The sequence below is a fragment of the Serratia sp. root2 genome (assembly GCF_031931805.1).
Lineage (GTDB): Bacteria > Pseudomonadota > Gammaproteobacteria > Enterobacterales > Enterobacteriaceae > Serratia > Serratia inhibens.
On record NZ_JAUJXB010000001.1, the window covers coordinates 225013 to 239596 of the forward strand.

Genomic DNA, 14584 nt, shown 5'->3' on the forward strand with positions numbered 1-14584 from the left:
GCTAAATGAAGGGGCCGGAAGAGTTCCGGCCCGCTGTGTCAAACATTAGATCTTGCAGGCGCCGCTTTCGCAGTCGTCATCGCCGCCCTTGGCCGGCAACAAATCTTCCTGCACATCGTCTGCACCGTCACGGGTGTTCTGATAGTACAGCGTCTTGACGCCAAACTTGTAGGTGGTGAGCAGGTCTTTCAACAACTGCTTCATCGGCACCTTACCGGCCGGGAAACGGCTTGGGTCGTAGTTGGTGTTGGCAGAGATCGACTGGTCGATAAACTTCTGCATCAGACCGACCAGTTGCAGGTAACCGTCGTTGTTCGGCATTTCCCACAGCAGCTCGTACTCGTTTTTCAAACGCTCATACTCCGGAACCACCTGGCGCAAAATGCCGTCTTTCGACGCTTTGATGCTGATGTGGCCGCGCGGCGGCTCAATGCCGTTGGTGGCGTTGGAAATCTGCGACGAGGTTTCCGAAGGCATCAGCGCAGACAGGGTAGAGTTGCGCAGACCGGTTTCCTTGATCTCTTTACGCAGGGTTTCCCAGTCGTAATGCAGAGGTTCGTCGCAGATCACATCCAGATCTTTCTTGTAGGTGTCGATCGGCAAGATACCCTGCGAATAGGTGGTTTCATTGAACCACGGGCAGGCACCCTGTTCCTGAGCCAGACGGTTCGACGCTTTCAGCAGGTAATACTGAATGGCTTCGAAGGTTTTATGGGTCAGGCTGTTGGCGCTGCCGTCGGAGTAGCGCACGCCGTTCTTCGCCAGATAGTAGGCGTAGTTGATCACGCCGATACCCAGAGTACGGCGGCCCATGGCACCACGGTAAGCGGCTTTGATCGGATAGTCCTGGTAGTCCAGCAGGGCGTCAAGCGCGCGCACCGCCAGGGTAGCCAGCTCTTCCAGATCGTCGAGGCTTTCGATCGCACCCAGGTTAAAGGCAGACAGCGTACACAGCGCGATTTCGCCGTTTTCGTCGTTGACGTCGTCCAGCGGTTTGGTCGGCAGGGCGATTTCCAGGCACAGGTTTGACTGGCGTACTGGGGCGATCTGCGGATCAAACGGGCTGTGGGTGTTGCAGTGGTCAACGTTCTGGATGTAGATACGGCCGGTAGAAGCGCGCTCCTGCATCATCAGTGAGAACAGTTCAACCGCTTTTACGCGTTTCTGGCGGATGCTGTCGTCTTTTTCATACTGAGTGTACAGACGTTCGAATTCGTCCTGATTGGCGAAGAACGCGTCATACAGGCCCGGCACGTCAGACGGGCTGAACAGGGTGATGTCTTCGCCCTTGATCAGGCGCTGGTACATCAGGCGGTTCAACTGTACGCCGTAGTCCATGTGACGCACGCGGTTGCCTTCAACGCCACGGTTGTTCTTCAGCACCAACAGGCTTTCCACTTCCAGATGCCACATCGGGTAGAACAAGGTGGCTGCACCGCCACGCACGCCGCCCTGAGAGCAGGATTTCACCGCGGTCTGGAAGTGTTTGTAGAACGGGATACAGCCGGTATGGAAAGCTTCCCCGCCACGGATCGGGCTGCCCAGCGCACGGATGCGGCCGGCATTGATGCCGATACCGGCACGTTGCGAAACGTATTTCACAATGGCGCTGGAGGTGGCGTTGATGGAATCCAGGCTATCGCCGCACTCGATCAGCACGCAAGAGCTGAACTGGCGGGTTGGGGTGCGCACGCCGGACATGATTGGCGTAGGCAGCGAAATCTTGAAGGTGGAAATGGCGTCGTAGAAACGTTTAACGTAGTCCAGACGGGTTTCACGCGGATAGTTGGAGAACAGGCACGCGGCGACCAGGATATACAGGAACTGAGCGCTCTCGTAGATCTCGCCGCTGACGCGGTTCTGTACCAGATACTTCCCTTCCAGCTGCTTGACGGCGGCGTAGGAGAAGTTCATATCACGCCAGTGATCGATAAAGGAGTCCATCTGCTCGAACTCTTCAGAGCTGTAGTCTTCCAGCAGATGCTTATCGTACTTGCCCATTTCTACCATGCGCGTCACGTGAGCGAGCAGCTTTGGCGGCTCGAATTGGCCGTAAGCTTTTTTGCGCAGGTGGAAGATGGCCAGGCGTGCTGCCAGGTACTGATAGTCCGGCGCGTCGCGCGAAATCAGATCGGCTGCAGCTTTGATAATGGTTTCATGAATATCGGCGGTTTTGATGCCGTCATAAAACTGAATATGGGAACGCAACTCTACTTGAGATACCGAGACGTTATGTAAACCTTCCGCGGCCCAGTCGATGACCCGGTGGATTTTGTCGAGGTTGATGCGCTCTTTACGGCCATCGCGTTTAGTTACAAGCAGACTTTGGTTCATGTGGTTGTCCGTATGATTCGCCCGTACAGAAGTGTAGTCGCTCTGTTCAGTATGTAAACACTACATATAGGGGTTGTATGTCGGTGAGGTAACAAGATAGTGAGAAAACAGGGCGTTTGCAAGTGAACAAAACCGGCCTATTTTGTGGATAACTTGGGGGTGAAATTTGGCTTTCGGCTGTGAGTGCGCGCTGTGACTGGGGCGGCAAGCTTGTCAATAAGCGTGATAAGAATTTCCTTAGATCTACAAAAACGTGATCGTTTGCCGCTTTATTAAACGTTAGAAAAAAACGTGATATTGATCTGATTTAATTTTCTTAAAAACCGTTTACAACGGCAATTTTGATCGAAGGTCGCAAATCGGGCATTTATTCGGATGGAGATGCGCACCGGATCCGGCGGAGCCAGTCCCGGTGCGGGCCGGAATATTTATCCTTCGTGTTGAGTATGTACCATATAGTTCACATCAACGTTGCGGCCAAGTTTGAAATGGTCGGTGACGGGATTGTAATGCAGGCCAATCATGTGTTTTTCGCGCAGTGGCGTACCATCGACCCAGCCGAGCAGTTCAGAAGGGCGGATGAACTTCTTATGGTCATGTGTACCCTGAGGCACCATCTTAAGAATATATTCCGCCCCGATCACCGCCATCAGCCAGGCTTTGGTGTTGCGGTTAATGGTGGAAAAGAACACGTGGCCGCCCGGTTTCACCAGGTGAGCGCAGGCGCGCACCACCGAAGCCGGATCGGGAACGTGTTCCAGCATTTCCATGCAGGTCACCACGTCATACCCTTGCGGGTTGGCCTGCGCGTGGCTCTCCACCGTTTCTTGCACATAAGTGACATTCACGCCGCTTTCCAGCGCGTGCAGTCGGGCGACTTGCAGCGGCTCCGTGCCCATGTCCAACCCGGTCACCTGCGCGCCTTCGCGCGCCATGCTTTCCGCCAAAATGCCTCCGCCGCAGCCCACGTCGAGCACCGTTTTGCCAAAAATGCCGCCGGCGCGCTGCAGGATATAGTTCAACCGCAGCGGGTTGATACGGTGCAACGGTTTGAATTCACCTTCCAAATCCCACCAGCGTGAGGCTACTGCCTCGAACTTGGCGATTTCCTGATGGTCAACGTTTTGCGTTTGGTTGGATGATTCTGCATTCATGGGCGTGTTTGGCTCCTTGTTCTCGTTGCGCGGATTATACATGCATCGGCGCAGCGCCGTCTGCGCCGATACATTTTTACCGCACATATATGCACAATTTCAGCGAAACAGCGGCGGTTATTTTCCCGTAAAGCGTGCTTTGTGATATAGTTTTACACCTTTGCCACTATGGCAGCGGGCAGATGAATCATTAGTAGAGGGATAGCAGCTCCATGAGCGACCTTGCCAGAGAAATCACACCGGTAAACATCGAAGACGAGTTGAAAAACTCGTATCTGGATTACGCGATGTCCGTCATTGTCGGACGTGCGCTGCCAGATGTTCGTGATGGACTGAAGCCGGTGCACCGCCGCGTTCTGTACGCGATGAGTGTATTGGGTAACGACTGGAATAAACCATACAAGAAATCGGCCCGTGTCGTCGGGGACGTGATCGGTAAATACCACCCACACGGTGACAGCGCGGTATACGACACCATCGTGCGTATGGCTCAGCCGTTTTCACTGCGCTATATGCTGGTGGACGGTCAGGGTAACTTCGGTTCCGTCGACGGCGACTCCGCCGCGGCGATGCGTTATACCGAAGTGCGCATGTCCAAAATTGCTCACGAATTGCTGGCGGATCTGGAAAAGGAAACCGTCGACTTCGTGCCTAACTATGATGGCACCGAGCAGATCCCGGCCGTCATGCCAACCAAGATCCCGAACCTGCTGGTTAACGGCTCGTCGGGTATCGCTGTGGGCATGGCTACCAACATTCCGCCGCATAACCTGTCTGAGGTTATCAACGGCTGCCTGGCTTACATCGATGATGAAAACATCAGCATCGAAGGCCTGATGGAACACATCCCGGGGCCGGACTTCCCGACTGCGGCGATCATCAACGGCCGCCGTGGCATCGAAGAGGCCTACCGCACCGGGCGCGGTAAAATCTACCTGCGCGCTCGCGCCGAAGTAGAAACCGACGCCAAAACCGGTCGCGAAACCATTATTGTTCACGAAATCCCGTATCAGGTGAACAAAGCGCGTTTGATCGAGAAGATCGCCGAGCTGGTAAAAGAAAAACGCGTGGAAGGTATCAGCGCGCTGCGTGACGAGTCCGACAAAGACGGCATGCGCATCGTGGTTGAAATCAAACGCGATGCGGTCGGTGAAGTGGTACTGAACAATTTGTACTCGCTGACTCAGTTGCAGGTTACCTTCGGTATCAACATGGTGGCATTGCATCAGGGCCAGCCAAAACTGCTGAACCTGAAAGACATTTTGCAGGCGTTTGTCCGCCACCGCCGTGAAGTGGTGACCCGCCGTACCATCTTCGAACTGCGCAAAGCTCGCGATCGCGCCCATATCCTGGAAGCGTTGGCCATCGCGCTGGCAAACATCGATCCGATCATTGAACTGATTCGCCGTGCACCGACGCCTGCGGAAGCTAAAGCCGCGCTGGTTGCGCAAGCCTGGGACCTGGGCAATGTGGGCGCGATGCTGGAACGCGCCGGTGACGACGCAGCCCGCCCTGAGTGGCTGGAGCCGGAGTTTGGCATCCGTGACGGCAAATACTACCTGACCGAGCAGCAAGCTCAGGCGATTCTGGATCTGCGCTTGCAGAAACTGACCGGCCTGGAGCATGAAAAGCTGCTGGACGAATATAAAGAGCTGCTGACTTTCATCGCTGAGCTGATCTTTATTCTGGAAAACCCGGATCGTCTGATGGAAGTGATCCGCGAAGAGCTGATGGCTGTCAAAGAGCTGTACAACGACGGCCGCCGCACCGAGATCACCGCCAACACGTCAGATATCAATATCGAAGATCTGATCAATCAGGAAGACGTGGTCGTTACGCTGTCGCACCAGGGCTACGTGAAGTATCAGCCGCTGAGCGACTATGAAGCGCAACGCCGTGGCGGTAAAGGCAAATCAGCCGCACGTATTAAAGAAGAAGACTTTATCGATCGCCTGCTGGTGGCCAACACCCACGATACGATCCTGTGCTTCTCCAGCCGTGGCCGCCTGTACTGGATGAAGGTGTACCAACTGCCTGAAGCCAGCCGTGGTGCTCGCGGTCGCCCAATCGTCAACTTGCTGCCGCTGGAAGCCAATGAGCGTATCACCGCCATTCTGCCGGTGCGGGAGTATGAAGAAGGGCGTCACGTGTTTATGGCAACCGCCAGCGGCACCGTGAAGAAAACCGCTTTGACCGAGTTTAGCCGCCCGCGCAGTGCCGGCATCATCGCAGTCAACCTCAACGAGGGTGATGAGCTGATTGGTGTTGATCTGACCGACGGCAGCAACGAAGTCATGTTGTTCTCCGCCAACGGTAAAGTGGTGCGCTTCCCGGAAACGCAGGTGCGTTCGATGGGCCGTACCGCCACCGGCGTTCGTGGTATCAATCTGGGCGAAGGCGATGGCGTTATTTCCCTGATTGTCCCGCGTGGTGAAGGCGATATCTTGACCGTGACCCAGAACGGTTATGGCAAACGTACCGCGGTCACCGAATACCCGACCAAGTCGCGCGCGACTCAAGGCGTTATCTCCATTAAGGTGAGTGAGCGCAATGGTCAGGTTGTCGGGGCGGTACAGGTGGAAACCACCGATCAGATCATGATGATCACCGATGCCGGTACGCTGGTGCGTACTCGCGTGTCGGAAGTCAGCGTGGTTGGTCGTAACACCCAGGGTGTTACGCTGATCCGTACTGCGGAAGACGAGAACGTCGTCGGTCTGCAGCGCGTTGCCGAGCCGGTGGAAGATGAAGAGTTGGACAGCCTTGAGCCGGGCGCGGAAGAAGCAGAAGAAGACGCTGCACCGCTGGACGACGCTGACGATGATTCTGAAGCCGCAGATGATGCGGAAGATGATAACGCCTAAGCGGTAAGGGGGCGGCGTGATGCTGACCCCGGATCCTACAGTTGCAAACAGGGCCTGGCAGCGATGCTAGGCCCTTTTTCAGTTCTATGGTTTAATTGCCGTGCCAAAGTCAGCAAGCCCGGCTCGGACGTGAATGCGCTGGCCGTCACTCAATTTTTCATGGTATCCGATTGAAATATTTAGCTTCTTTTCGCACCACGTTAAAAATATCCCGCTATCTGTTCCGGGTGCTGGCGATTATGCTGTGGTCGCTGGGCGCGCTGCTCACGACCTTCTATATCCTGAATATCCTGAACGATAAAGAGACTGACATTCGGCAAGAATACAGCCTGGATTTCGATCAGGCGCAGAGTTACATCCGTCATTCTGCCGATATTATTCGGGATATCAAGTATATGGCGGAAAATCGCCTTAACGGTTCGGTCAGCAGCCTGGATATGTTCAGTGGGATATTCCCCGGCAAGAACAGTACGCCGGAGTTTCTTCCGCTGTATCCGGAATCCAACTGTTCGCTTAACACCACTTACCGCAGTTCGCTCAATTCGCTGAGCGGGCTGATCCAGTATTGGAAAGAGAATTTCGTCGCGGCCTACGATCTCAACCGGGTGTTTTTCATCGGCGGCGACAGCCTGTGCATGGCGGAGTTCGGTGGCGGCAATGCCGTGCCTAACCGCGAGAACGTGTTGAAATCGCTGCACGAGCGCATCCTAAAATACCGCAACGCCAAAAATCAGGATAAAGACAATAACCTGTACTGGATCAGTCCTAGCCAACAGCGGCCGGATATCGGTTATCTGTATGTACTCACACCAATCTATATTGGCAACAAGCTGGAAGCGTTGCTGGGCATCGAGCAGACCATAAGGCTGGAAGATTTCGTCTCGGCGGGCAACCTGCCGATTGGCGTGACCCTGCTGGATGAGAATAATGAACCCATACTGCGTCTGGCGGAAGGGGAACGCTCTGCCGCGACGCTCGGTAGTTACCCGGATGCGCACACCTATTTTGGTTATGATGATAATTACCGCCATCTGATTATGAAGAAGGCACTTCCGCCTTCGTCGCTCAGCATTGTTTATGCCCTGCCGGTAAAGAGTGTGGTCGAGCGCTTCAAGGTGCTGATCCTCAATGCGCTGCTGCTGAACTTGCTGTCGGCCATTGTGCTGTTCAGCCTGGCCTGGCTGTTTGAACGCAAAATGTTCCTGCCGGCGGAGAATAACGCCTTCAGGCTGGAAGAACATGAACAGTTCAACCGCAAGATCGTCGCCTCGGCGCCGGTGGGGATACTTATTTTGCGCATCAGCGACGGCACCAATATTCTGAGCAATGAGCTGGCGCACAATTACATCAATTTGCTGACCCACGAAGACCGTGACCGCATTACGCGCATTATCTGCGAACAGCAGGTGAATTTTGTCGATGTGATGACCAGCAATAACAACAATCTGCAAATCAGCTTCGTTCACTCCCGCTACCGTAACGAGGATGTGGCGATCTGCGTGTTGGTGGACGTCAGCGCACGCGTAAAAATGGAGGAGTCGCTGCAGGAGATGGCGGCGGCGGCGGAACAGGCCAGCCAATCCAAGTCGATGTTCCTCGCGACCGTCAGCCACGAACTGCGTACCCCGTTGTACGGCATCATCGGTAATCTCGATTTATTGCAAACCAAGGCACTGCCGCAGGGTGTTGACCGCCTGGTGAATGCCATGAACAACTCGTCCGGGCTGCTGTTGAAGATCATCAGTGACATTCTGGACTTCTCCAAAATTGAATCCGAGCAGTTGAAGATTGAACCGCGTGAGTTTTCCTGCCTGGAGGTGATCACTCATATTGCAGGCAACTATCTGCCGCTGGTGGTGAAGAAACGGCTGGGGCTTTACTGTTTCATCGAACAAAACGTGCCGGAGCGCATTTCCGGCGATCCCGTGCGGTTGCAGCAGGTTTTGTCCAACCTGCTGAACAACGCGATTAAGTTTACCGACACCGGCTGTATCATTCTGCAAGTCTGCACGCGCGGCAGCTATCTGGAGTTCAGCGTCCGCGATACCGGCGTCGGCATTCCGGAAAAAGAGATTACCCGTCTGTTTGACCCCTTCTTCCAGGTGGGCAGCGGCGTGCAGCGTCACTTCCAGGGGACCGGGCTGGGGCTGGCGATTTGTGAAAAACTGATCAATATGATGGATGGCGATATCGCCGTTGAATCGGAGCCGGGGTTGGGCAGCCTGTTCACCATCCGTATTCCTCTGTTTAACGCTCAGTTCCCGATCCCGCAGGCCAGCGATACCTGGCAAGGGAAAACGCTGTGGCTGAGCATTCGCAACCAGCGGCTGGAAAGCTATCTGATGGAGATCCTGGGCGGCTACGGCGCTACGGTGCTGCGTTATCAGGAGCAGGACACGGTGGCCGGAGAGGTTATGCTCAGCGACTATCCGCTGATGGTCAATTCGCCGCTGTTGGCGCAAATCCAGTTTTCTATCGAGCACATTGGCCCATCGCAGGAAACCCGACCGGGTTACTGGATGCATAGCACCTCAACGCCGCGTGAAACCCTCGCGTTGCTCAACCGGCTGTTTGGCACCAGTACCGAAAGCGGCAGCACTTTGATGCAATTGCCGTTGCCAACCAAGGCCAGTACGGTGGACAACGGCGATATTCATCTGCTGGTGGTGGATGATCATCCGATTAACCGCAGATTGCTTTCCGACCAGCTCAGCTCGCTGGGTTATCAGGTGGTTACCGCCAACGATGGGATAGATGCGCTTGACGTACTGAGTCGTAATACCGTCGATATCGTGCTGACCGACGTCAACATGCCAAACATGGATGGCTATCGCCTGACCCAGCGTCTGCGTCAGCAGCACTTTACCTTGCCGGTGATTGGCGTGACGGCGAATGCCCTGGCAGAGGAAAAACAGCGTTGTATGGAGGCGGGAATGGATAACTGTCTGTCGAAACCGGTCACGCTGGACACTCTGGAACAGACGCTGGCGTACTACAGCCAGCAGGTGCGTCGCATGCGCGCCGAGTCGCAGGACGCCTAGAAAGCAAAAGGGCGCAGCATAAAATGCCGCGCCCTCGGTTAACCCTGAAGGTTTTACTCTTTATCCAGCGGTGCCATGCTGACGGAAGAGAGGTAGTTGAGCAGCGCGATATCGTTCTCGACGCCCAGCTTCATCATCGCCGATTTCTTCTGGCTGCTGATGGTCTTGATGCTGCGGTTGAGTTTCTTGGCGATCTCGGTCACCAGGAAACCTTCGGCGAACAGGCGCAAAACTTCGCTCTCTTTCGGTGACAGACGTTTATCACCGTAGCCGCTGGCGCTGATTCTCTCCAGCAATTTGGAGACGCTTTCCGGCGTGAATTTTTTGCCTTTTTGCAACGCGGCCAGCGCTTTCGGCAGGTCGGTTGGCGCACCCTGTTTCAGCACGATGCCTTCGATATCCAGATCCAACACGGCGCTTAAGATTGCCGGGTTGTTGTTCATGGTCAGAACGATGATCGACAATTGCGGATAATGGCGTTTGATGTATTTGATCAGCGTGATGCCGTCGCCATATTTATCACCCGGCATCGAAAGGTCTGTGATCAGGACGTTCGCGTCCAGTTTGGACAGATTGTTGATCAGTGCTGTTGAGTCTTCAAACTCCCCAACGACATTCACCCATTCAATTTGCTCAAGTGACTTCCGGATGCCAAACAGTACGATAGGATGGTCATCAGCAATAATTACGTTCAGGTTATTCATGTTGTTGGCTACCTTGCTGCAGCAGTCTACTGACGAAAAAATCAATCTGACTGATGTTATTCTCGATCTTGAGCGCATCACCGTCTGCGATGTGCTGTTCTAACGATTCACACAGTTGCTTGCCGGGAAGCAGATTTAACATGGCAAACACGCCTTTCAGGCGGTGTGCTGTCTGTGACAGAGCATCGAAATCACTGCTGCCCGCCTCAGTATACAGTTTTTTGACATCATCGGGTACTGTATCAACGAATAGGCCATAGTAATCACTTGATTTCAATTGTTTTTCATAGAGTTGGATGTCATTGGCAGTCAAAGATAGCGCGATTTCCTCCTGATCCAGCGCGGCCATTTGCTGTTCGATAAGCATTAGCACCGCGTCGATCATTGCGCCACTCAGGTTATAGTTTACCCGAATATAACGCTTTTCAAGCTGTTGCCAACCAGCTTCATCGCCGGCCAGCAGCAGAGTGTAGTCGTCGGCCCTTTGCGGAGTATCGGTCAACAGCACGTCGTAGTCGCGATTAACCTGGCGGTCGTCGGCAATGATGCAACTCGCGCCGTAAGCGTGCAGCAGCGTGGTGACGATGCCGCGTACTTCTTCAGAAGTGACGTCCAGCAGCGCGGTCACGCCGTCGAGCAGTTTCTCCTGCGCTTCGGTGTCCTTTTTCTCCATTTCCATCGGCACACGGATGGTATAGCGGGTACCAATGTCCACCTTGCTGCGAATGTCCAACTGTCCGTTGAGCTTTTTGCACAATTGGTTGCACAGGAAGAAGGTGAGACCAGATCCATGATTAAAGCGATCCACCAGCGTTTGGCTGAGGAACGGATAGTTCAGATTGCTGATTTCTTCGTTGGAAATGCCCGACCCGGTATCATTGATATGGAATACCAGGCGATCCTGGTGTTCCGGCTCATGATCGATCACCAGCGAGATCTTGCCGTAGGCGGTAGTGATGGTGGCGTAGTGCACCAGCAGTGAGATCACCTTGCGCAGCGCATTGGCGTCACCGATATATTGCTGTTCGACGTCAAGATTGACATGGTTGAACAACGACAGACCTTTTTGATTGATGGCCGGCAGGGCCTCCAGCAGCAACTCATCTATCAGAGCGGCAGGGCTGAAAGGCTGGCGAGAAGGCTGCCAGTCTTGCGTTTCCAGGCGGGTAAGCAAGGTTATGTTTTCAATCAATCCCAGTACCGATGCCGATTCCGCGACCAATTGGTTCAGCAGCGTCTGTTGCTGTTCTTCATCCGGCTGGGTGCGCAGCCGATCGGCCAAATCGTGCATCTGGCGCACCGGTTGGTTCAGTTCGATACCCAGGTTATGCAGCATCAGTTTTCGCGCCTGCACGTTTTTATCGTATTCGCGCCGCGCCTGCTGCAGCCTTTTATTCACCATCACTTCTTTGTCCTGATCGTTGAGCAGGAACAGGTAGGTTTCCGGTGACAACTGGCTGCGGAAGATGCGAATTTCGTACACCTCATTGTTGACCGTTGCCTGAATGACGCCGTGATGCTGTTCGGCCATATGGGCGATTTTTTGCAGGCTGAGGTGGGGCAGCAGATGTTGCGCAATCTTATTGCTGGCGATCACCGAATTGCTGGCGAAGCTGTACACCAGCAGGCCGGAAGGCAGGCTGGCAATGATTTCCTGATTCAGCGCGCGTTCGGCCGCCAGTTCAACCGCCATGCTTTCGCTCGGCCGGATGTACTGGCGGCGAATGGAATAAATGCCGATCATCGACAGCGCCAACAACAGCAGATTAATGGCGATCAGCCAGACATTGTTGCGCAGCAGGTCAATCGCCAGATTGAGGGCCGAGACACGGTACACCACTTTCAGCGGCGCATTCGGCAGCGGAGCGCTGAATTCTACCCAACTGGCGCTCAGCGATACGCTGGCGTTGGTCGTCGTTTCCACCGGCAGAGTGCTGTCATCCAAATCGGTTTCATCAGGCAGCAACATAAAGTTGGAGCGCGCCATATTGATTGGAATGATGTCGTTAATCGGCAGATCGAAAGCAATGACCGTAGCCAGGTGTCCCGGTTGGTTAAAGGTGGTGCGAATTGAAAATGAATAGGCGTTCTGGAAGCGCTGCTTACGCAAGCTGGAGAAACTTTCCCGTTCGTCCAGCATGTTGGCCTGTTGCAGCATTTCTGCCCGGCGATCCTCGGCCGATGTTGTCAGGTAGCTTTCTCTAAAACGTGAAGCCAGCTCTTTCAACGGTTGAGTGGTGATCAGGCTCAGGCTGTTATCCTGACCGTTAAGATAATACATGGCGTAGTTTTCAGACTTGGCGCCCCAACGGGTATCCAGGTAATCTGAAATCCTGGCGATCATCGCCAGCGTGCTGTCGTCATGGCTACCGAAAATAACCGCATCGGTTTTTTTGTGCGGTTTTTCTACATAATAAACGTCCGGGCGCAGGCGGGTTTCCTGCAGGCTGGGATCGCTGCTTAAAGAAGAGGTATTGCCGAACTTATCGTAGATCTGGTAGGTGATATAACGATAGCTGTCTATGCGTTTTTGCAGACCGTTAGCGATGCCGTTCAATGCATATTTTTTTTCCGCCAACCAGGCGTTGGTATAGTTGTAGCCATACAGGCCGATGGCAATCGTCAGCAGAACGGTAAATAACAGGAAGAAGCGGGTGATATTGCTCGAGCTAATCGTCAGTTGTTTGTTTTGCATAGTTAACTGCACATTCCTGAATCAACGGGTTACGGCTCTGGCGCTGGCGGTAACCGCCAGGAGTAATACGGCGACGCAGGCAAAAGCCACCGTCAGGCTGGAGAACTGGGCAATGAAGCCGATCAACGCCGGCCCGGCGAGAATGCCGGCATAGCCTACGGTCGTCACTGAGGCGATGGCCAGGTTTGCCGGCATATCCTGTTGGTTGCCTGCCGCGCTGAACAGGATCGGCACCACGTTGGAGGCCCCCAGCCCAACCAGCATAAAGCCGACCAGCGAAACCATCGCGTTGTTGAAGACAATGGCCAGGCTCAGCCCAATAGCCGCGCATAGACTGCCGAGCAACAGTACTTTATATCTGCCCAGGGAGTTCACCACCCGATCGCCATTCAACCTGCCGATGGTCATGGTGATGGAGAACAGTGCATAGCCTAAACCGGCCTGGCTGTGCTCGACGCCGCGCAGGGTGGTGAGGAACAAGGCGCTCCAGTCGAGCATTGAGCCTTCCGCCAGAAACATGATAAAGCACAGGATGCCGATAAACATCACCCAGCCGCGCGGCAGCACGAACATGGGCCCACCTTCTTCGCCGCCGCTTTCACGCAGTAAATTGCGGCTGGCGAGCGTCAGCAGGGCTGCGATGGTCAGCACGGTAATCAGCGTTGCCAGCAAGGGTGACAACCCCAGCCATAGCATCACGCTGACGCCACCGGCACCGGCTATGCCGCCGACGCTGAAGAAACCATGGAAGCCGGACATCATTGCCTTGCCGCTGGCGCGCTCTACCACCACGGCCTGCACATTCATCGCAACGTCGATCATGCCGATAGCTGCGCCGAACAGCAACAGGGCCAGCGCCATGCCGGCTGTGTTATCCATCAGCGCCAGCAAGGGGAGATCAATGCACAATGCCAGGCCGGCGAGCAAGATCACCGGGCGGCAACCCAACCTTCCGGTCAGATAGCCGGTCAACGGCATGGCCAGCATGGAGCCGGCACCGATACACAGCAGCAACAAACCCAGTGATCCATCATCAATACCGATCCGCGCTTTGGCAAAAGGTACCAGCGGCGCCCAGGCGGCCATGCCGAAACCGGCGATAAAAAAGGCCAGACGCGTGGCTATTTGCGCCGGGACGCCGGGTTTTTGCTGTTCATTGCACAGGGTAGAAGTCATGTGGGCATCAGGATCTGTTGTAAAAAGTGCTGGCTGAAAGTAATGGACTGTTTTTATCACAATACGCGATCCGGGTCGAAAGGATTCGCGCTGCTGTTAGGGGGGAAGCCGGTCCGGCGCTCCCGTTATAGAGCATCGGCCATCTTCCGCTGTGGGGCATTTGGGCAGGCCATCAGAATACAGCCTGAGCGCATTCAGTCCTGAATAGAGCGCTATTTAAGCACTTTTTAAGTAATGCGATTAATCAATAGTCAAAATAGGGGCGTTAACGATTTGTGCTGCAGTTAATTAAGGGAATGATATCGACAGGTTATTATTTCTTGGCGAAAAATGCGATTTTCGGATGGTTGTTATGAAAATGTGAAGGAATAAAAAAACCGGCCAGAAGCCGGTCGAAATGTACGAAAATTATCTTACAGATAATGAAGGTAATAATGAAAATAATGATGATAGCGGGGTAATTATAACGCCAGAATGATGAGATGATTTTGGCACAATGTGCTTATTGTTGATGAGTTTTGTATGGCTATCTGCTTTTTCTTATATTTTTGTATAACGATATGATTTTTAATATATTAATGTATTTTTTATCATTACGTGCTGTATTTGTCTTGTC

The 14584-nt window shown here is 54.0% G+C and carries 7 protein-coding genes; 2 read left to right on the forward strand and 5 right to left on the reverse strand.

Features of this window, described 5'->3' with window-relative positions:
• Positions 1-45 precede the first annotated feature (45 nt).
• Positions 46-2334: a class 1a ribonucleoside-diphosphate reductase subunit alpha gene (gene nrdA, locus QZQ97_RS01060; protein ID WP_311991862.1), complete on the reverse strand. Its 2289-nt coding sequence runs from the start codon at positions 2332-2334 to the stop codon at positions 46-48.
• 428 nt (positions 2335-2762) lie between these two features.
• Positions 2763-3488, reverse strand: a complete 726-nt coding sequence (ubiG, locus tag QZQ97_RS01065) for a bifunctional 2-polyprenyl-6-hydroxyphenol methylase/3-demethylubiquinol 3-O-methyltransferase UbiG (protein ID WP_311991864.1) — start codon at positions 3486-3488, stop codon at positions 2763-2765.
• 212 nt (positions 3489-3700) lie between these two features.
• Between ubiG and gyrA the strand changes: the two genes are divergently transcribed.
• Together gyrA and rcsC are read left to right on the forward strand one after the other, a co-directional pair.
• Positions 3701-6352, forward strand: coding sequence for a DNA topoisomerase (ATP-hydrolyzing) subunit A (gyrA, locus tag QZQ97_RS01070; protein WP_311991865.1), 2652 nt, complete (start codon positions 3701-3703; stop codon positions 6350-6352).
• Positions 6353-6522: 170 nt separating this feature from the next.
• Positions 6523-9393, forward strand: coding sequence for a two-component system sensor histidine kinase RcsC (gene rcsC / locus QZQ97_RS01075; protein WP_311991866.1), 2871 nt, complete (start codon positions 6523-6525; stop codon positions 9391-9393).
• Between the two features lie 53 nt (positions 9394-9446).
• Here rcsC and rcsB read toward each other — a convergent pair whose 3' ends face one another.
• From rcsB to QZQ97_RS01090, 3 genes are read right to left on the reverse strand one after another with little or no spacing between them, the layout of a single operon-like run.
• A complete protein-coding gene (gene rcsB / locus QZQ97_RS01080) occupies positions 9447-10097 on the reverse strand; it encodes a response regulator transcription factor RcsB (RefSeq protein ID WP_004947156.1) in 651 nt (216 codons plus the stop codon).
• The gene (rcsD, locus tag QZQ97_RS01085) at positions 10090-12792 is read right to left on the reverse strand and encodes a phosphotransferase RcsD (protein WP_311991867.1); all 2703 of its coding nucleotides are present in this window, start codon (positions 12790-12792) and stop codon (positions 10090-10092) included. Before rcsD ends, rcsB begins: the two co-directional genes overlap by 8 nt.
• Before the next feature lie 21 nt (positions 12793-12813).
• Entirely contained in the window at positions 12814-13968 is a 1155-nt protein-coding gene (locus QZQ97_RS01090) for an MFS transporter (protein ID WP_311991868.1), read from the reverse strand.
• Positions 13969-14584 lie beyond the last annotated feature (616 nt).

What these genes read in the sequence shown, in the direction of transcription:
- nrdA (WP_311991862.1), bottom strand. Translation starts at nt 2,334, where the DNA reads ATGAACCAAAGTCTGCTTGTAACTAAACGCGATGGCCGTAAAGAGCGC.
- ubiG (WP_311991864.1), bottom strand. Translation starts at nt 3,488, where the DNA reads ATGAATGCAGAATCATCCAACCAAACGCAAAACGTTGACCATCAGGAA.
- gyrA (WP_311991865.1), top strand. Translation starts at nt 3,701, where the DNA reads ATGAGCGACCTTGCCAGAGAAATCACACCGGTAAACATCGAAGACGAG.
- rcsB (WP_004947156.1), bottom strand. Translation starts at nt 10,097, where the DNA reads ATGAATAACCTGAACGTAATTATTGCTGATGACCATCCTATCGTACTG.
- rcsD (WP_311991867.1), bottom strand. Translation starts at nt 12,792, where the DNA reads ATGCAAAACAAACAACTGACGATTAGCTCGAGCAATATCACCCGCTTC.
- QZQ97_RS01090 (WP_311991868.1), bottom strand. Translation starts at nt 13,968, where the DNA reads ATGACTTCTACCCTGTGCAATGAACAGCAAAAACCCGGCGTCCCGGCG.